Below are 17,671 nucleotides of genomic sequence, written 5' to 3'. Positions count from 1 at the left end.
GGGTGTTTCTGAATTACTTGATTCGCAGGTGTTCTGACACCAGGAACGCCATTTCCAGTACCTGATCGGCATTCAAACGCGGATCACACTGGGTTTTATAAGCTTCAGCCAGATCGTCATCGCCAATCTGGTAAGCGCCACCGGTACACTCGGTTACATGCTGCCCCGTCATCTCCAGGTGAATACCACCAGCATAGGTTCCTTCCGCCTCATGAGCCGAGAAGAACTGACGTATTTCACTTAAAATAGCGTCGAAGTTGCGGGTTTTGTAACCACTGGAAGCACTAAAGGTATTACCGTGCATGGGGTCTGAACTCCATACTACATTGCGACCTTCTGCTTTCACACGGCGTAATAAACGCGGTAAGTTGGCTTCCAGTTTGTCAGCACCCATGCGCGTGATCAAGGTCAAACGCCCTGGATCATTCGTTGGGTTAAGTGCGTCTATCAGGCGAATCAGCTCATCTTCTGCCATCGACGGACCCACTTTCACCCCAATCGGGTTGTGAATACCGCGGAAGAATTCAATATGCGCATGGTCCAACTGACGGGTACGCTCACCAATCCACACCATGTGCGCCGAACAATCGTATGGCTTGCCAGTGAGTGTATCAACACGCGTAAGCGCTTCTTCGTAATTCAGCAACAAGGCTTCATGCGAAGTAAACAAAGACGTTTCGTGCAAAGTTGGCGTGTTAGTGGAATTAATACCAATCACATCCATAAACTCGAGGCTGTCCTGAATACGACGCGCAATATCCAGATATTTATCTTTCAGTGGATTATTTTCCACAAAAGCCATGTTCCAGCGGTTTACTTCATGTAAATCGGCTAACCCGCCCTGAGCAAAAGCGCGCAACAGGTTAAGTGTGGCAGAACTGCGGTGGTACGCTTCAATTAACCGCTTTGGATCAGGGCGGCGCGCGGCCTCTGAAAACTCGAAGCTATTGATAATATCGCCGCGATAGCTTGGCAGAGTAATACCGTCTTTGGTTTCATAGTCTGACGAACGCGGCTTGGCATACTGCCCCGCCATTCGGGCCACTTTCGTTACCGGACAACGGCCCGCAAAGGTCATAACAATAGCCATTTGCAGTAACACTTTAAAGGTGTCGCGAATTTTCGGTGCATTAAACTCGCTAAACGACTCGGCGCAGTCGCCCCCTTGCAGTAAAAAGCCCTTACCTTCACATACCTGACCAAGCTGACGGCGCAACTCGCGCGCTTCAGCGGCAAATACCAATGGAGGATAGCTGCTTAGGGTCTTCTCTACCTGGGCCAGTTCGGCCTTATCGTCGTATTCTGGCTGTTGCAGAATTGGCTTGCTTCGCCAACTGTCTGGTTGCCAATTGTTCACTTAGCACCTCATAAAAAACGGGAAAATTCAGAAAATGGGCTTACCTGATGAATCAGGCTATACCGAAACGGGTACAAAAACGCCGCGCGGTTCGCGTTCAAGAAAATCAAATTGACAGTCAAAGGTTCGCCTCAGATTGTTCAGGGTCATGACATCTTCGACCGGGCCGCTTGCCAGCAACTCCCCTGAACGCGCTAACCATACCGTATCCGCGAAGGTATTAGCAATATTAACGTCGTGACAACTCATGACTATTTGATTTCCTCTTATTCCTAAATCAGCTAACCAGTGCATTAATGCCAGCTGATGGCGAATATCGAGACTTTGCAAGGGTTCATCCAGTATAAGCAATGCGTTGCCCTGCATCAGTGGTTCCCATACCTGAATAAGCGTACGCGCGATGAAAATGCGTTGCTGCTCACCACCGGACATGCGGGTGTAGGCCTTGTCGAGTAACGCAGACAAACCCAGCTTTTCAATCAGTAATGCAGGAATATCCCCCGAGTCACTGACATTGAAGAATTGCAAGCAGTCTCTGCCGGTTAGTTCAAACTGCATAGAGGGTTTTTGAGCAAGATAACCCCGGGTTCGGGCGAGTTCCATCAGACTCATGAGGGCAACCGGCTGATGATTCCAGCACACATCACCCTCGGTGGCGGGTATTAATCCTGCCAATACCTCCAGCAATGAGCTTTTACCCGCGCCATTTGCACCCAACAGGCATACAATGCCTGAACCTGAATGATGTATCGACAGTCGCTTAAAACGGCCTGACAGGCAAATGTGCTCGGCTTGGATAGTAAGGCTCATTTAAGTTGCCCTTTTACCAATGCAAACAGCAGCAATGGGCCGCCAATGGTGGCTGTTACCATAGAAACAGGTAATGCCGCAAATGCTACCCACTCACTCAGGAGCGCCACCAGCAGTAAAATGGTTGCACCGGACATCGCACAGGCAGGTAACAAATAGCGGTTATCGTAGCCAAGTAGCAAACGCAAATAATGCGGTACCAGCAAACCCAAAAAGGCAATAGACCCGGCTATAGCCACTGCTGCGCCCACGGCCAGGGCACATGCAACCATAATGGTGAGCTTTAATTTCTCCGGATCCACGCCGGCACTTTTGGCTGTAATGTCACCAGTGTAAAGTACATTGAGCGCTCCAGAATTGCGGCCAATAACCAGTAAACTCAGCACAATAATGGGTGCACTCACCGCCAGTACCCATAGGTCGGCCTGATGTAAACTGCCCATGATCCAAAAGGTAAGGTTGCGCATGGATTGCGCATCGGCAAATAAATACAGCCAGCCCATAATTGCGCTGGTGAGTGTAGTAATAGCAATCCCTGCCAGGATCACAGCGGTATTCACGCCCCGCATTCTTACCGATAATCGATAAATCAACCAAGTGGAGAACAACGCCCCGCTAAAACACGCAACAGGCAAGGTATAAGGTAAGTGCGCCACCAAGGCTTCTGGCGCCAGAATGAGTACAAATGCCGCTACCAGGCTCGCGCCGCTGGAAATACCGATGATCCCGGGATCGGCCAGTGGATTGCGAAGCACCACCTGCAATGACGCCCCACTCACACTTAGCGCGGCGCCTGTGATCATCGCCGTTATCGTTAGTGGCAACTGCAATTGCCACAATATCCGGCGATTCACGTCTACGGATAAATCCCACTGCCAACCACTAAATAACAATAACCCTGCCGCACACAGCATAAAGGCAAACAACGCTGCCAGCCATTGGGCAGGTGCTTGTTTCATCGGGATTGCAGACTCGTTATCAATCCGTCGCTGGCACTTTCAATTAAATCCAGTACCAGTTCAAAACCCTTTTTACCACCGTAATAAGGGTCAGGCACATCTTCGTGCTGATAACCTGCGTAGTCCAGAAACAGCTTTATTTTGTGATGATGACCAGGGTCGCTCATGCCTCTCAGATTTTTCAGATTATCGCTGTCCATGGCCAGAATAAGGTCAAATTTTTCAAAGTCGTCTTCGGCCACTCTACGGCATTTTAACCCTTTAAAACTGTAACCACGAGCCTCTGCCGTTGCCTGGGAACGCTTATCCGGCGGACTGCCGATGTGATATCCGTGTGTGCCCGCTGAATCGATAGTTAACGTTAATCCGGCTTGTTCGGCTTTTTGACGAAACACAGCTTCCGCGGTAGGTGAACGACAAATATTGCCAAGGCAAATAAATAGTACTGAAACAGGTAAGGTTGAATTGGTCATTAACTTTGCTTTCTTTGTTTTATGTGAAGTCAGTGATTACACCAACTTCGCTCCGGGGCTGAAGTTAGATAAAAATGGCTGCTAAGAGTGCCACAACCTGGCGGTATTTGGAACGGGTTTAACCATCCGATTGAACGGTGTAAGCGTAAACCTGCCACTTTCTCACCGCTGTTATCTGGCAGTCTGGCCCATAACTTGCGAACAACAGTTTAAGACCCCCTAAACCACAATAATTCGCAGTTTGAGGTTGCAAAATGAAAAAACAAATTTGCATTATGATTATGGCACTATCCGCCATCTACGTCTGTCAGGCCACCACAGCACCATTTACGGCCGTATCACTAAACCGGCAAGTCTATCAGGGTATGCCGATGCTGAGCGCCTCAGAGAATGCCTCGTCGGCGTTTTACATCAGCACTCCGCACGTGTCTTTATCAGAAACGTCAGTGCCAGCCGAACACGACGCAGACAAAACTGGGGACACGGTCTTTCAGGCAGATACCCTGTTTTCCATTATTATGGCGGCGTTATTGGTGATTTCATTGCGCAATCCCAAGTATCGTTATCGTCGCCGCAGAAACCAGTAAGCCGCATTCATCGTTGACTGTGCAGGTAGATGCAGCATGACAAATTAAGAGGTTGATAACACTCAAGGTATCTGGCCAAATATGCACATTGTTGCCGGGAGAGCGCAAAATCATGTTAATCCTTCCCGGGCAATCACATGCATTCGACCGGAAGAGACTATGACACATTCTGCACATCACATACTGATGCTATCGAGTTCCCGCATGGGCAACGAAGCGTACCTTACCCACGCGCGTCCAATGATACTGACACACCTTCGGGATTGCCGCGATGTGCTGTTTATCCCCTATGCAGGCGTGACACTCGGCTGGGATGACTACGTAAATAAGGTTCAGCAAGCGCTACCTGAAGTCAGAGTCCAGGGTATTCATACCGCAGCCGATCCGGTTGAAGCGGTAACGTCAGCCAGCGCGATAGTAGTAGGTGGTGGTAACACGTTTAACTTACTTCACCAGCTATACGAAAATGCCGTACTGCAGGCAATTCGCGAGAAAGTAGCGGCAGGTACGCCCTATATCGGGTGGAGTGCAGGCAGTAATATTTGCGGGCAGAGCATACGTACTACCAACGATATGCCCATCGTTGAGCCACGCAGCTTTGCGGCACTGGGATTTTTACCCTGCCAGTTAAACCCGCACTACACCGACTATCAGCCGCCTAATCATAACGGCGAAACCCGTGATGATCGCTTGTATGAGTTCACAGCGCTCAATCCCTCCACCCCGGTGCTGGCGATTCGCGAAGGCTCAGCACTGCTATTAAGCGAACAACGATTAATTCTGAAAGGCAGTTTATCTGGATTTGTGTTTAGTGGTGCTCAGAAGCAGGCTATTGAACCAGAGCAGGATTTAACCGAGTACCTCAATTAAACCGCTGAGATCAGGTTCATCACGATACGGCACCAGGCCGAGCCTGGGTGCCGGCATAAGTGCATCCAGTGTTGCCAGGTTTTCTTCAAACACAGGCATGTTGGCCGACAGTTGATTGGCCACCCAGCCTTTTAGGGTTAATCCATCCGCTATTATTGCCTCGGCGGTAAGTAATGCATGGTTTAAGCAGCCCAGCCGCATGCCCACTACCAGAATCACCTCCAGCTGTAGGTCTCTTACCACATCACTCAGAAACCGCTCTTGAGATAGGGGTAACCGCCAACCTCCCGCGCCTTCCATCAACAGAATATCGGGCTGATATTGCTGCAAAGACTGTAGGCCATCCACAATCACTTTTTCGCTTATTGTATTGCCCTGACGCTGCGCAGCAATGTGAGGCGCAATAGGTTCAGGTAATGTTATGGGGTTAATCTCGGCTAATGGCACATGCAAACTGGATGAAGCTTGCAGCGCCAGTGCATCCTCGTTTTCCCATTGGTTGTTTTGCCATTCGCACCCAGCAGCCACCGGTTTATAACCCAACGCAACTTTGCCATGCCGGGTAAAGGCTTGCAGGATTTTACAACTGGTGTAGGTTTTGCCCACTTCGGTATCAGTACCGGTAACAAAATACGCTTTTGTCACAAGGGTTTCTCCAGACTCACGTGCAGTATGCGGTAGGTATTGAATAATGTCCCATCAGACTGTTGGGCAATGGCTTGGCTGACGGCTTGCAACTTGTTGCGCGTTAACGGGTCGCGTTGTCTGGCGTCCGTTTGACTGCTTGCACCAATGCCATTGATCGATTTAAGCAGCGAAATAATGTCGTTAAATCTGTCGGTGTAATTCACTACTTCCTGGTTGATGCTAAGCCAGGGCCGCTGGCAAATAACATCGAGCCAGTATTCTGCGGCGGGCAAGGTATTAAGCGACAACGGTATTCCTGTTTTGCAGGCTGCCTGGTTTAACTCGGGAAATGACCCCTCTACCATAACAGCCAGCTCTGCACATCCACCAGGCTGTAATACCCGGTGCACTTCACTGATCACCTTATCCGGTGAATCACACCACTGCAGCGCCATCGAAGAAAACAAGGCATTGAAACTATTCGATTGCCATGGAAGCTGCTCAGCATCACCTTGCACAAAGCGGATAAAGGGATAATTTGCCTGTGCCAGTTTTAGCATACCGGGCGCTAAATCCATACCACACACGTCTTGCCAGATATTGATTAGCTTTGCAGTATTGCGACCCGTACCGCAACCAATATCCAGCGCAGATATTCCCTGGATATTACCGGTACTACCCATTTTGCTGAGTCGCGATAGTGCTGCGTCAGCGATAATGTGCTGAATCCCTGCCAGGGCATCATATTTTGCCGCGGCCGCGCTAAAACGCGCAGCAATGTCCTGCTTGTCGGCACAACGCTGAGGTGAAGTTACGGGTTCGATCAGTGCCATGCGGTTACCCGTTAATTTCTGAGCAGTCGTTATTAAACAGCACTCGTTGCTGGGCCAACATTAATCCATCGATAAGTGCGTCGACATCGCGCTCTGCATGACTGGCGCTCAGGGTAATGCGCAGTCTGTCGGTGCCTTTTGGGACGGTAGGGTGACGCATCGCAGGCACCCACAGCCCTCGATTTGCCAGCTCAACCGACAACGCCATAGCGCGTGTTGGAGAACCTACCACAACAGGCTGGATTGCGCTCTGGGAATCCATTAATTGCAAGCCTTCCTGCCTCGCTCTTGCTCTGAAATGGGCAATATTGCTGTGAAGTTTCTCTCGCTCGCTTCCCTGAGTTACCCGTGACAACGCGTGTAACGTGGCAACGGCCTGTGCCGGTGGAAATGCGGTGGAATAGATATAGTGACGCGCATAATTTACCAGGTAATCAATCAGTGCATGGCTGCCGGCAATAAACGCGCCGGCGGTCCCAACAGCTTTGCCAAAGGTTCCCATCACCACCGGGCACTGTTGTTGTGACAGCTGATAGGCGTCGATACTGCCCAAACCAAACTTACCCGTTACACCAAATGCATGAGCATCATCCAGCATCAGCCAACTGTTCGAGGATTCAGCATGCCCAACCAACTGAGCCATATCGGGTGAATCGCCATCCATACTGAATACCCCTTCAGATGCAATCAGACGATGCTCAGAAGTGGATTTCGCCAGTATTGCTGACAGGTGTTCATAATCGTTGTGCGCAAAGCGTCGTAAACGTGCTGCACTGGCAGTTGCCCCTTCAATAAACGAAGCATGCATGAATTTGTCGGCGACAATATCGCCCTGCTCCGCAAACAATGCCTGACATAGCGCCTGATTAGCCGCAAAGCCCGACGAGAACAACAACACGGCATCGCGGTTCAGCGCTTCTGCCAGTACCTGCTCCAATTCGCGATGCGCTGCACTGTATCCGGTAACCAATGGTGACGCACCACTGCCACCACCAAACTGGGCAAGCCCTTCCACCCAGGCTTGCAACACACCCTGATCGTGGCGCAATCCTAAATAGTCATTACTACCAAAATTGAGATAATGTTTGCCATTAATAGCAATCACACCATCGCGTTCGTAATCAATGCAGGTGCGCTGTCGGTAGTAACCATCCTGCTGACGCAGTGCCAGTTGGGTGTCGATAAACTCAAAGGCCATTATACGGTCTCGGCTTGCTTACCTGCTTTTTTGCCTGCCGTGGCATCGTAAAATAGGTCGTCCGGGGCCTGTTGCTGTTGTTCCATGGCTTCTTCAAGCAACAATGCGTGGGCTTCGTCAGAATAATCCCTGGTGCGCTCAGTATTAATGCCCAGCTTTTTAAACAGCATGACATCTTCATGGGTGTCCGGATTAGAGGTAGTCAGCAGTTTGCAGCCATAGAAAATAGAATTGGCACCTGCCATAAAACACAGCGCCTGCATTTGCTCGTTCATGTTTTCACGTCCTGCCGATAAGCGAACATGCGAAGCTGGCATCATGATACGGGCAATGGCAATGGTGCGAATAAAATCAAACGGCTCCATGTCGTCCAGTTTATCCAGCGGCGTACCCTCTACTTTCACCAGCATGTTAATAGGCACACTTTGGGGATGTTCTGGCAGATTCGCCAGTTGCATTAATAGCCCGGCGCGGTCAGCAACAGTTTCGCCCATGCCCACAATACCGCCAGAGCACACATTCATCCCAGCATCGCGCACATGCTGAAGCGTGTCCAGCCGGTCCTGATAGGTGCGGGTAGTAATAATGTCTCCGTAAAATTCAGGCGAGGTATCCAGGTTGTGGTTGTAATAATCCAGCCCGGCCTGTTTCAAAGCCAATGCCTGATCCCGGGTTAACATGCCCAATGTCATACAGGTTTCCAGTCCGAGGGATTTTACTTCGGCGACCATTTGTGTGAGATACGGCATGTCGCGCTCTTTGGGATTACGCCATGCAGCCCCCATACAAAAACGCGTAGAGCCAGTTTGCTTGGCTTCCCGGGCGCGCTGGATCACTTTTTCTATTTCCAGCAAGCGCTCTTTTTCAAGGCCAGTATCATAGCGGGCGCTTTGCGGACAATATTTACAATCTTCCGGGCAAGCTCCCGTTTTAATTGAGAGTAAGGTACTAACCTGTACCTCATTTGGATCGAAATGCTGACGGTGAATAATTTGCGCCTGAAAGAGCAAATCATTAAATGGCATTGCATAAAATGCCTCTACTTCAGCGCGAGTCCAGTCATGACGGATCGCAGAATTACTGGCGCCTTGCGCCGATTTTACAATATTGTGCTGTGTGACAGACATCGCCTATCCTTTACTCTTACTTAATGGTGGCTTAGTCTATGCAGCCAACGCACCTTGTCAACCAAATTAACATTAAATACTTTACTACTGTGCAAAATACAAACAATATTGAATTTGATAAGCATCACATCTGGCATCCGTACACCTCTTCGGTTAACCCGCTGCCCTGTTACGAAGTAAACGGTGCCCGGGGCGCAGAAATCTCGTTGGCCAGTGGGGAAGTCCTGGTAGATGGTATGTCCAGTTGGTGGGCATCGATTCACGGATATAACCATCCGGAACTGAATAAAGCTGCGCATGAACAAATTGATGCGTTTAGCCATATTATGTTTGGCGGCCTTACCCACGATCCGGCTGTTCGTGTGTGTAAACAACTTCTGGATATGGCGCCATCGGGTATGCAGCGTGTGTTTTTGGCGGACTCAGGTTCTGTCTCAGTAGAGGTCGCGATTAAAATGGCAGTGCAGTACTGGGCTTGTCAGGGACGGCCGGAAAAATCGCGCCTGATTGCGCCGCGTAATGGTTACCATGGCGATACCTTTGCTGCGATGTCGGTGTGCGACCCAGTTAACGGCATGCATAGTTTGTTCAGCAAAACACTTCAGCCGCAGATTTTCGCACCGGCGCCGCAAACCCGCTTTGGACAGCCGTTTAGCGAAGATGATATTTTGCCGCTGGAAGAATTATTTGTACGTCATCACCACGAACTGGCGGCACTAATTCTGGAACCCGTGGTACAGGGTGCAGGTGGCATGCGCATGTATCATCCTGAATATCTGAAGCGCTGCAGACAACTCTGCGATAGCTACGACGTACTGTTAATCTGTGATGAAATTGCAACAGGCTTTGGTAGAACCGGTAAGTTGTTTGGCTGTGATCACGCGGGTATTTCACCCGATATCATGTGTCTGGGCAAAGCACTGACCGGAGGCTACATGACGCTGGCTGCTACATTATGTACCGAGGAAGTTGCCCGGGGCGTATGTGAAGGTAGCCCCGGCGTGTTTATGCACGGGCCTACCTTTATGGGCAACCCGTTGGCATGTGCAGTTGCCAGCGCAAGCCTGTCTATTATTGCTAAGGGAGACTGGAAACAACAGGTTGCCAGCATTGGCAGTCAATTGCGCGCTGAACTGGCACCATGCCGGGAACTCGCCTGTGTAGCTGATGTCAGAACCCTGGGCGCTATCGGCGTGGTGGAAACACGACATCCGGTTGATGTAGCGGCCATCCAGAAGCGCTTTGTCGCGCAGGGTGTATGGATAAGACCTTTCGGTAAGCTGGTTTACATTATGCCACCTTACATTGTGTCCCCTGCGCAATTAACACGGCTGACGCAGGCTATTTACACCAGTCTTAAACAACTTTACGGGTAAGTATTGTGGGGATCATAACGCGGTTAATCGACAAGGTACTGTTTGCGATGTTGTTTATTGCAACGCTTCAGGTACCTGTGCTTAATCAGCAATACCTGCAGTATTTAAATGGCTACCTTGACGCTACCGGCGATGAAGTTGCTCACTATGAACAGCTTGCCCGCCATCACGGGTATGCCAGTGTGAACGACATGATTAACGCGTTACTTAGCAACCCGGCTGCGCTGGTAAGAGACGATGCCAAACACAAGCTAACCGTAATTGAAGCGTATAAAGAAGCCCAATATGCCGCAGCGTATTTGCAGAATGCGAACTACTTTGAACAAGTCAGGTATTTTGCGCAACCCAATCAGTACTCGCGTTTAACCAGCGTACTTAAGTTATTTGAACCCTCGCTACCCCTTCAACCTGATTCAGTGGGTTCAGCGTTAGTAACCACCCTCATACTTTACCTGTTTCCCTGGGCTGGCGTAGCACTTGTGCGCAGGCGTAAACCATCCAGGCAGCGGCCTTTTGCCTGACGCTGTGCATTACGTGAAAAATAATGCACATCAGGCACACTACTTGCAAATCTTCTTTCAACTGAGAAATAGGCGTGCCGCCAGGTAGTTGCATTCCATACCTGAACAGCGTGTTAGGTATTAAATTTACTACCTACCCAGCGTGGTTTACACCCTATTTACAATATTTTTTGTTTAATATTCAAGCATCACCGCATTAGCCCGCCATTTATTATGGGCACAGCGGTTAATGTCAGGAGAATGAAGATGACCGATACACCTAAAAATCAAACATTAGTCATGGGCCAACTGTTGCAAATGAGAGACAAATTAATTGCCAAGCGCCACCTTATTCCGGCTAATTGCTTGTCTCAGTGGGCTGAACTTGAAAAAGAAACGTCAGTGTTTGACCCAGCTAACCAGGGTCAGCTGAGTCATTCAGGAAAAGCAATGCTGACAAAACACTCATTGTTCCGTGGCAATATCACAGATTTGATGTCGCTGGTTGACCAACTGCGTCAGTTAAACAGCCAAATCAAGATCACTGCACACTAGTGATTGCGCTTGTAGGCGCAACACAAGCGCCGCTTTGATTTTACGTTTGCCATAGCTGGCCATACGTATAAAGTCTTCCCGGGCAATTGGAACATGCTGGTAATCCATTGCCCCTGGGGTAGACGGATCCGGATCGTGGATGTATACGCACTGATCATCAATAGCCGTAACCACTACCCAATGAGGCGCCTTTTTGCGGTCGAACCGATAGGTACTGATCAAACACACCAGCGCACAATCCTGCATGTTCTGATAATTGTCCAGACGGGTTAACCAATCCAAATAGAACACCGGTAACTGTTGCTGTTCAGCTTCGTTAAAGAAATTCTCTTCTACCGTCTGCAATGTCCGCCGTTTGTGTTCATTGCGCACTCCGTCAATAAAAATGGGCGCGCCTTGGCTCAGGTACACTTTGACGTCAAACCCTCTGTTTTGCGCCGCCATTGCCAGGCCAATTGGATGTGTCCCGGCCGGACCCGTTGTCATATAAACGGTATTGGCTTCCCGCCAAATGCTGAACTCATCGCGCTGATTTGGGATCAACGTATGATCCAGCATCGCCATGGCCATCAGTAAACTGGCTGGGCCACAGGTAAACGAGGTAGTTTGCTGATACCAGGGACACCGACGTAATGATTTCTCTGGTCCGCTTAACGGCAATGCTTTTTGCATACGAATAGCGTTGGTATCGTCCTCGTAATAATGTTCAAACATACCAAACGGCAGGAAGCCTAATCGTTCGTACAATCGCTGTGCGGCTTTGTTATGCTCGGCAACTTCCAGTCGCATATAACGTTTGCCACGTGCGGTTGCGCGCTGCTCCAGCCATAACAGCATACCTTCCGCCAACCGCTGGCCTCGTGCACTCTCGTGCACCGCCAACGAATAAAGACGGGTTAACAGGGTACCGCGGCGAAGTAACAACAGTCCGTAGCCAACTATCTGGCCGTCTATTTCAGCAACAACCAGTTCTGCATTTTTGGCCGTCAGATAGTGTCGGAAACTGCGTCGGCTCAACCGGTCGTTACTGAAGCAATGATTTTCCAGTGCCACCAGCTTAGTTAAATCGCCCAGAGCGCCGGCTCTTAATTGCCACTGACCCACTGAAATAACCATGATTATCTACCCCTGCGTTCTAAGCGGCTGGCAAATTCCTGCATAATCAACAAGTATAATTCCTGCCCCAGATATTTATCTTCTACCGCCGAATCCACGTTGGGGTTATCGTTTACTTCAATAACGTAAACCTTGTTACCGCGTTGCTTAATGTCAACACCGTACAAACCAACTCCAATCACTTCCGCAGCACTGATAGCGGCTTTCAACACCTGACGCGGTACCTCAAAGGTGGGCAGGGTTACGAAACCACCTGAATCGGCCTTATCGCCTTTGTGGTTGTAAATCTGCCAGTGGTTACGCGCCATAAAATACTTACAGGCGAAAATAGGGCGACCACCCAGCATACCAATACGCCAGTCAAACTCAGTAAAGATGTATTCCTGAACCAGCACAAGCGCCGATTCCTTCAGCATGCTTTCGAGTTTTTTAACCAGTTCTTCTTTCGTTTCTACTTTGTACACACCACGGGAAAACGAACTCTCTGGCAACTTCAGGATCAACGGCAGATTTAATTCTGCAATTAATTCTTCACAGGTAGCATCTTCTGCGTCGGTGACAAACAAACTCTTAGGCGCGGGCACCTTGTTATAGGTAAACGCATCTTGCAAAAACACCTTATTACAGCAACGCAAAATTGACTGCGTGTCGTCTATCACCACCACACCTTCGCGCTCGGCTTCGCGGGCAATGCGATAGGTTGGATGGTCAATTGCGGTTGTTTCACGCACAAACAGTGCATCGTATTGTTCAACATCACCAATCGTTTGCGATGTAACAACTTCAGCATGAAAGCCCACTTTACCAGCGGCTTTCACAAAGTTAGCAATGGCTCGCTTATCGCTGGGTGGTGTAGGTTCATCCGGATTAACCAGAATAGCCATATCCCAGCGAGCCTGCTTGTTGCGCGCATTAATGGTCCAGTGCTGTTGGGTAAACTGTTTTAATCGCTCAAAGAACGTTGGCTGAAGGCTTTCAGGCACTTCGTTAAGGCCCACCGCACTGCAACGAACTTCCGACACTTCACTGCTTAATACCAATTGCAACAATGGACTTGGATACTGAGCAAACGCCTGTTTCGCCAATCGCTTTAAACGGACGTCAGACGTTTTACCAAAACACACATATAATTCTCCACCCAGACTTTCCAGCGCTTCACGCTCCTGGGGTTTGATTGAAACGGAGGGTGACTCCAGTTCTTTTTGACCAGGACGCAAGTCGTTGATGGTGTTTACACCAGGAATTACACGGTGCTGTCTCGCTTCTGCTAACAAAGAGCAATAGTACCCCTGACTCAGGTATTTTCCTGTGTCACACAGGTTAATCACGCGCGTTTTGGGCTCGTTCAGTTTAGGGTAATCCTGCAGGTATTGCTGAAAGGTCAATACCGTTAAGTCTGGCAGGTCGAGTTGTTCAGCGATGTCCGTAATAATTAAAGTGTTGTGCATAGTTGCGTTCAGATTTCCTGATTGTGCCGCTATGCCCAAACACATACACAATTGAATGCGCAGCATAGCGATTAATTAGTCATTAAGTTTAGCGAACTCTGACGTACATCTAAAACGGATAATTTTTGTCGTCACGACTGCTATCGTTAATACCCCTTTCATTACCCGACGCCACAATTTCGCTTTGTTTCATAGCGTTATTTGAGTTGATTGGTCGGATCAGCAGTTCACAATTCAGAGGTTATGCACTATCCTGCTCTTAGCGTTATAACTAGCGCTGCGTTACTGAAGGAGTGTGTATGCTGTTAGCGATTGTCGCTATTGTTTTAGGGTTACCGTTGTTGTTGTGGAGCGCCGATAAATTCGTTGGCGGCGCAGCATCGGTGGCGCGTCATTTTGGTTTATCACCACTGTTAATCGGGATGCTGATCATTGGTTTTGGCACCTCAGCACCCGAAATCATTGTGTCGGTTATTGCTGCAATGGAAGGCAGTTCAGGTATTGCGCTTGGCAATGCTTTTGGTTCGAACATTGCCAACATCGCATTGATTTTAGGGATAACCGCACTCATTAGCCCTATTGCTGTCCGCTCTGAAATTATCCGTAAAGAATTGCCCATTTTGCTGGGGCTAACCTTTTTTGCGGCCTGGCAATTACTGGATTTCACCCTCTCTAAGGACGACGCCTTTTCTTTATTGGGTTTGTTTATATTGTTGGTGTCCTGGAGTATCTGGACCGGGATCCGCGGAGACAAAGACGCGCTCGCCGAGGAGTTCAGCGAAGAACTCAATAGCAAGCCCGCAAATTTAAAAAGCGATGGTATCTGGCTTGTAGTAGGACTGTTATTACTGATCATCAGCTCCCGAATCCTGGTGTGGGGTGCGGTCGAAATTGCTACGTTTTTTGGCGTAAGTGATGTCATTATTGGTTTAACAATTATTGCCATTGGCACATCGTTACCCGAACTGGCTTCATCGCTGATTGCGGTTAAAAAGGGCGAGCACGATCTTGCTCTGGGCAATGTGATTGGCTCGAACATGTTCAATACCCTGGCTGTGGTGGGCATTGCCGGCGTGATCCAGCCTATGGAAGTTGAAAGCAGTTTTATGTACCGCGACACGCTATTTATGTTAGTGGTTTCTGTAGCGCTGTTTATCTTCTGTATCGGAATAAAAGGACCTGGCCGTCTGAACCGACTTGAAGGCGGCGCATTCCTGCTCGCTTATATTGGCTATACCTACTTACTGATCACCAGCGCTTTCGTGGGCTGAAAAACAAAAAAGGCTGAGCGATTCCGCTCAGCCTTTTGCACATTGTTGAGAACCGAAATTACCGGGTTGTAAAACCTGCTATGCCAGTAACACAGAATTAATCGTCACCAGACTAACCGTGCTGATCCCTGCCAAAATAAATAAATTCACGCCGTAATGGTCTTCTTTTCTGCGGCTGCGACGAGAGCGTAAGAACATCGTCAGCAAACTGGCTCCCAGGCAAACCTGCAGTAATCGGATTAATGCGCTCATGTACTCGGGTGACCAGCTGGTACGCCCGTCTATCCCCCAGAATTGCTGCACACCACTCACCATTTCCGGACGTGCAAAATGAAACAGAATGAGACATACCACCAACGCCAACCACACCAGGGAATTCAGGGTTATGACGATCCGATAGTACGCATCCTGTTCGCGCGATTTCTTGCGGCGATCTTCACCAAATCGAATAGCCTGTTGTACTGCCATACTGCCTCTCACTTTTCTTCGCAACCTTGTTTGTTCGAAAATCAATCAAACCGTAAATTCCAGCGATACAAATTTGACCGATTCACTGTAGATATCGGCATTTTTCGATTTTTGTTTAATAAATCTGGATGCAATCAACCAAGGGCTGTGCGATGATTTGCGTTTTAGCACAAAATCTATTTGTTGGAGAGAATAACCATGACACACGCCCCCGTTGTCGACGTACTTGCTGGTAAGTACGCGGTTGGCGAAACGGTAACTGTAAAAGGCTGGGTTCGCACCCGTCGTGATTCAAAAGCCGGCTTGTCGTTCATTGCCTTGCATGATGGCAGCTGTTTTGACCCTGTGCAGGTCATTGCGCTGAATTCGTTACCTAATTACGCTGACATACAACGCCTGACGGCGGGTTGTTCTTTAGCAGTTACTGCCACTGTGAAGGCATCTGAAGGCCAGGGCCAGGCGCTCGAATTAGATGCCGTCGAGGTAAACATTGTGGGTTGGGTGGAAAATCCTGACACGTACCCAATGGCTGCAAAACGTCACAGTATCGAATACCTGCGTGAACACGCGCACCTGCGTCCACGTACTAATGTGATTGGCGCGGTAACCCGCGTTCGCAACTGTTTGTCACAGGCGATCCACCGGTTTTTCCACGAACGCGGCTATTTTTGGGTAAGTACGCCCATTATCACTGCCAGCGATACCGAAGGTGCGGGTGAATTGTTCCGCGTATCCACGCTGGACATGATGAACATCCCAACCACCGATCAAGGTAAAGTGGATTACAGCCAGGATTTCTTCGGTCGTGAAGCTTATCTGACGGTATCAGGTCAGTTGAACGGTGAAACCTATGCCTGTGCGATGTCAAAAATCTATACGTTCGGCCCGACTTTCCGTGCTGAAAACAGCAACACGTCCCGTCACCTCGCTGAATTCTGGATGATTGAACCGGAAGTGGCTTTTGCCGATTTAGGTGACATTGCGCAATTAGCGGAAGACATGCTGAAATACGTGTGTAAAGCGGTGTTGGAAGAGCGTGCGGATGACATGGCCTTTTTCGCTGATCGCATCAATAAAGATGCCATTAGCCGCCTGGAAAAACTGGTAAACAGTGACTTTGTTCGCATGAACTACACTGACGCCATTACTATTTTGGAAAACTGCGGCAAAGACTTTGAATTCCCGGTTAGTTGGGGAATCGACCTGTCGAGTGAGCATGAGCGCTACCTGGCGGAAGAGCATGTTGGTGCCCCCATCATCATGCAAAACTATCCGAAAGACATTAAAGCGTTTTACATGCGCCTGAACGACGATGGCAAGACCGTAGCAGCCATGGACGTGCTGGCACCGGGCATTGGCGAAATCATTGGCGGCTCGCAGCGCGAAGAACGCCTGGATGTATTTGACAGCCGTCTGGAAGCAATGGGCCTTAGCAAAGAAGACTACGGTTGGTACCGTGATCTGCGTCGATACGGCACCGTACCACACGCCGGATTTGGCTTGGGCTTTGAACGTCTGGTTGCTTATGTAACCGGTATGCAAAACGTGCGTGACGTTATCCCCTTCCCGCGTACACCTGGTAACGCAAGTTACTAAACCGGGCATTAAAAAACGAACACAAAAGGCAGCGTCATCGCTGCCTTTTTTATGTTAATTATCAACCTTCTCAATCTATCAGACTACAAACAAGCCCTCATCTGAGGTAATCTGTGTATCTACGTGTTTGTTGGCGCTCATCATGTCCGAAACAACCTCATCCTGCGAACTCATTTGCTCACAATGCGAAGCCACCGTGAATGTGCCGCATTTACAGCACAAACAACGCGCAGTTTGCCCAAGGTGCGGTCACACTCTGAGTATTTATCACAAACAGGATTACGCACTTTGCTTGTCGTTAGCCGCTAGCGCGCTGTTTTTTCTGTGCTTGTCATTGCCTTTTAACTTTTTATCCTTTCGTGCCAGCGGCCAGCAAAACAACATTGATTTACCCGGCGGCTTGTCTGTGCTGATTGACCAGGATTATCTCTCCCTTGCAATTATCACAGGTCTTGCCACGCTTGTTTTACCCGGGCTCGTGTTACTTGGGTTAACGATAT

At 49.2% G+C, this 17,671-nt stretch carries 19 protein-coding genes; 8 read left to right on the top strand and 11 right to left on the bottom strand.

Annotated features, from left to right (window positions below; translation table 11 throughout):
* Positions 1-13: 13 nt before the first annotated feature.
* Genes ACLR2L_RS08445 through ACLR2L_RS08430 form a run of 4 tightly spaced genes read right to left on the bottom strand, consistent with a single transcriptional unit; the run spans position 14 to position 3,599 of the window.
* Positions 14-1,357 carry a class II 3-deoxy-7-phosphoheptulonate synthase gene (locus ACLR2L_RS08445; RefSeq protein ID WP_413367374.1) on the bottom strand — a complete coding sequence of 448 codons (1,344 nt, stop codon included), beginning with the start codon at positions 1,355-1,357 and terminating at the stop codon, positions 14-16.
* A 57-nt stretch (positions 1,358-1,414) separates the two neighbouring features.
* Positions 1,415-2,167, bottom strand: a complete 753-nt coding sequence (locus tag ACLR2L_RS08440) for an ABC transporter ATP-binding protein (protein ID WP_413367372.1) — start codon at positions 2,165-2,167, stop codon at positions 1,415-1,417.
* Positions 2,164-3,126 carry a FecCD family ABC transporter permease gene (locus tag ACLR2L_RS08435; RefSeq protein ID WP_413367370.1) on the bottom strand — a complete coding sequence of 321 codons (963 nt, stop codon included), beginning with the start codon at positions 3,124-3,126 and terminating at the stop codon, positions 2,164-2,166. Before ACLR2L_RS08435 ends, ACLR2L_RS08440 begins: the two co-directional genes overlap by 4 nt.
* Positions 3,123-3,599 (bottom strand): low molecular weight protein-tyrosine-phosphatase, encoded by a 477-nt coding sequence (locus tag ACLR2L_RS08430; protein WP_413367368.1) that lies wholly within the window; start codon positions 3,597-3,599, stop codon positions 3,123-3,125. Before ACLR2L_RS08430 ends, ACLR2L_RS08435 begins: the two co-directional genes overlap by 4 nt.
* 254 nt (positions 3,600-3,853) lie before the next feature.
* Here ACLR2L_RS08430 and ACLR2L_RS08425 point away from each other — a divergent pair, with 254 nt between their 5' ends.
* Both ACLR2L_RS08425 and pepE read left to right on the top strand, forming a co-directional pair.
* On the top strand, positions 3,854-4,186 hold the full coding sequence (locus ACLR2L_RS08425) for a hypothetical protein (RefSeq protein WP_413367366.1): 333 nt from the start codon (positions 3,854-3,856) through the stop codon (positions 4,184-4,186).
* A gap of 159 nt (positions 4,187-4,345) precedes the next feature.
* A complete protein-coding gene (gene pepE / locus ACLR2L_RS08420; protein ID WP_413367364.1) occupies positions 4,346-5,056 on the top strand; it encodes a dipeptidase PepE in 711 nt (236 codons plus the stop codon).
* Here the strand turns inward: pepE and bioD are convergent.
* Genes bioD through bioB form a run of 4 tightly spaced genes read right to left on the bottom strand, consistent with a single transcriptional unit; the run spans position 5,036 to position 8,841 of the window.
* On the bottom strand, positions 5,036-5,701 hold the full coding sequence (bioD, locus tag ACLR2L_RS08415; RefSeq protein ID WP_413367362.1) for a dethiobiotin synthase: 666 nt from the start codon (positions 5,699-5,701) through the stop codon (positions 5,036-5,038). The two genes, pepE and bioD, sit on opposite strands and share 21 nt — an antisense overlap.
* Positions 5,698-6,516: a methyltransferase domain-containing protein gene (locus tag ACLR2L_RS08410; RefSeq protein WP_413367360.1), complete on the bottom strand. Its 819-nt coding sequence runs from the start codon at positions 6,514-6,516 to the stop codon at positions 5,698-5,700. The genes bioD and ACLR2L_RS08410 overlap by 4 nt, the downstream gene beginning before the upstream one ends.
* A 4-nt stretch (positions 6,517-6,520) precedes the next feature.
* Positions 6,521-7,714, bottom strand: a complete 1,194-nt coding sequence (locus tag ACLR2L_RS08405) for an aminotransferase class I/II-fold pyridoxal phosphate-dependent enzyme (protein WP_413367358.1) — start codon at positions 7,712-7,714, stop codon at positions 6,521-6,523.
* Positions 7,714-8,841, bottom strand: a complete 1,128-nt coding sequence (gene bioB / locus ACLR2L_RS08400) for a biotin synthase BioB (protein WP_413367356.1) — start codon at positions 8,839-8,841, stop codon at positions 7,714-7,716. The genes ACLR2L_RS08405 and bioB overlap by 1 nt, the downstream gene beginning before the upstream one ends.
* Before the next feature lie 38 nt (positions 8,842-8,879).
* Here bioB and bioA point away from each other — a divergent pair, with 38 nt between their 5' ends.
* From bioA to ACLR2L_RS08385, 3 genes are all read left to right on the top strand, one after another.
* Positions 8,880-10,217, top strand: coding sequence for an adenosylmethionine--8-amino-7-oxononanoate transaminase (bioA, locus tag ACLR2L_RS08395; protein ID WP_413367354.1), 1,338 nt, complete (start codon positions 8,880-8,882; stop codon positions 10,215-10,217).
* Between the two features lie 5 nt (positions 10,218-10,222).
* Positions 10,223-10,738: a DUF2937 family protein gene (locus ACLR2L_RS08390; protein ID WP_140961310.1), complete on the top strand. Its 516-nt coding sequence runs from the start codon at positions 10,223-10,225 to the stop codon at positions 10,736-10,738.
* Between the two features lie 246 nt (positions 10,739-10,984).
* Complete coding sequence (locus ACLR2L_RS08385; RefSeq protein WP_413367353.1) at positions 10,985-11,272, top strand: hypothetical protein; 288 nt, start codon at positions 10,985-10,987, stop codon at positions 11,270-11,272.
* On the opposite strand, the gene ACLR2L_RS08380 is transcribed toward ACLR2L_RS08385, so the two are convergent.
* Both ACLR2L_RS08380 and ACLR2L_RS08375 read right to left on the bottom strand, forming a co-directional pair.
* Positions 11,240-12,388, bottom strand: a complete 1,149-nt coding sequence (locus ACLR2L_RS08380) for a peptidase C39 family protein (RefSeq protein WP_413367351.1) — start codon at positions 12,386-12,388, stop codon at positions 11,240-11,242. The two genes, ACLR2L_RS08385 and ACLR2L_RS08380, sit on opposite strands and share 33 nt — an antisense overlap.
* 2 nt (positions 12,389-12,390) lie before the next feature.
* On the bottom strand, positions 12,391-13,836 hold the full coding sequence (locus tag ACLR2L_RS08375; RefSeq protein WP_140961314.1) for a RimK family protein: 1,446 nt from the start codon (positions 13,834-13,836) through the stop codon (positions 12,391-12,393).
* 299 nt (positions 13,837-14,135) lie between these two features.
* Here ACLR2L_RS08375 and ACLR2L_RS08370 point away from each other — a divergent pair, with 299 nt between their 5' ends.
* A complete protein-coding gene (locus ACLR2L_RS08370; protein WP_140961316.1) occupies positions 14,136-15,107 on the top strand; it encodes a calcium/sodium antiporter in 972 nt (323 codons plus the stop codon).
* Positions 15,108-15,185: 78 nt separating this feature from the next.
* Here ACLR2L_RS08370 and ACLR2L_RS08365 read toward each other — a convergent pair whose 3' ends face one another.
* Positions 15,186-15,575 carry a hypothetical protein gene (locus tag ACLR2L_RS08365; RefSeq protein ID WP_140961318.1) on the bottom strand — a complete coding sequence of 130 codons (390 nt, stop codon included), beginning with the start codon at positions 15,573-15,575 and terminating at the stop codon, positions 15,186-15,188.
* Between the two features lie 198 nt (positions 15,576-15,773).
* Between ACLR2L_RS08365 and asnS the strand changes: the two genes are divergently transcribed.
* Together asnS and ACLR2L_RS08355 are read left to right on the top strand one after the other, a co-directional pair.
* The gene (gene asnS, locus ACLR2L_RS08360; protein WP_413367348.1) at positions 15,774-17,171 is read left to right on the top strand and encodes an asparagine--tRNA ligase; all 1,398 of its coding nucleotides are present in this window, start codon (positions 15,774-15,776) and stop codon (positions 17,169-17,171) included.
* Between the two features lie 142 nt (positions 17,172-17,313).
* Positions 17,314-17,671 (top strand): paraquat-inducible protein A (locus ACLR2L_RS08355; protein WP_413367346.1); only part of this gene is annotated, 358 nt, incomplete at its 3' end.

Source organism: Alteromonas sp. AMM-1, from assembly GCF_047290655.1.
Taxonomy (GTDB): domain Bacteria; phylum Pseudomonadota; class Gammaproteobacteria; order Enterobacterales; family Alteromonadaceae; genus Alteromonas; species Alteromonas mangrovi.
Note: the sequence above shows the minus strand (reverse complement) of the source record. Positions and strands in the feature narration are given on the sequence as shown.

Bases quoted from the DNA above. Each gene is read 5' to 3' on its own strand.
- ACLR2L_RS08365 (WP_140961318.1), bottom strand. From the start codon at position 15,575: ATGGCAGTACAACAGGCTATTCGATTTGGTGAAGATCGCCGCAAGAAA.
- ACLR2L_RS08385 (WP_413367353.1), top strand. From the start codon at position 10,985: ATGACCGATACACCTAAAAATCAAACATTAGTCATGGGCCAACTGTTG.
- asnS (WP_413367348.1), top strand. From the start codon at position 15,774: ATGACACACGCCCCCGTTGTCGACGTACTTGCTGGTAAGTACGCGGTT.
- ACLR2L_RS08380 (WP_413367351.1), bottom strand. From the start codon at position 12,388: ATGGTTATTTCAGTGGGTCAGTGGCAATTAAGAGCCGGCGCTCTGGGC.
- ACLR2L_RS08405 (WP_413367358.1), bottom strand. From the start codon at position 7,714: ATGGCCTTTGAGTTTATCGACACCCAACTGGCACTGCGTCAGCAGGAT.
- ACLR2L_RS08430 (WP_413367368.1), bottom strand. From the start codon at position 3,599: ATGACCAATTCAACCTTACCTGTTTCAGTACTATTTATTTGCCTTGGC.
- bioB (WP_413367356.1), bottom strand. From the start codon at position 8,841: ATGTCTGTCACACAGCACAATATTGTAAAATCGGCGCAAGGCGCCAGT.
- ACLR2L_RS08435 (WP_413367370.1), bottom strand. From the start codon at position 3,126: ATGAAACAAGCACCTGCCCAATGGCTGGCAGCGTTGTTTGCCTTTATG.
- ACLR2L_RS08425 (WP_413367366.1), top strand. From the start codon at position 3,854: ATGAAAAAACAAATTTGCATTATGATTATGGCACTATCCGCCATCTAC.
- bioA (WP_413367354.1), top strand. From the start codon at position 8,880: ATGCAGCCAACGCACCTTGTCAACCAAATTAACATTAAATACTTTACT.
- ACLR2L_RS08410 (WP_413367360.1), bottom strand. From the start codon at position 6,516: ATGGCACTGATCGAACCCGTAACTTCACCTCAGCGTTGTGCCGACAAG.
- ACLR2L_RS08370 (WP_140961316.1), top strand. From the start codon at position 14,136: ATGCTGTTAGCGATTGTCGCTATTGTTTTAGGGTTACCGTTGTTGTTG.
- pepE (WP_413367364.1), top strand. From the start codon at position 4,346: ATGACACATTCTGCACATCACATACTGATGCTATCGAGTTCCCGCATG.
- ACLR2L_RS08440 (WP_413367372.1), bottom strand. From the start codon at position 2,167: ATGAGCCTTACTATCCAAGCCGAGCACATTTGCCTGTCAGGCCGTTTT.
- ACLR2L_RS08375 (WP_140961314.1), bottom strand. From the start codon at position 13,836: ATGCACAACACTTTAATTATTACGGACATCGCTGAACAACTCGACCTG.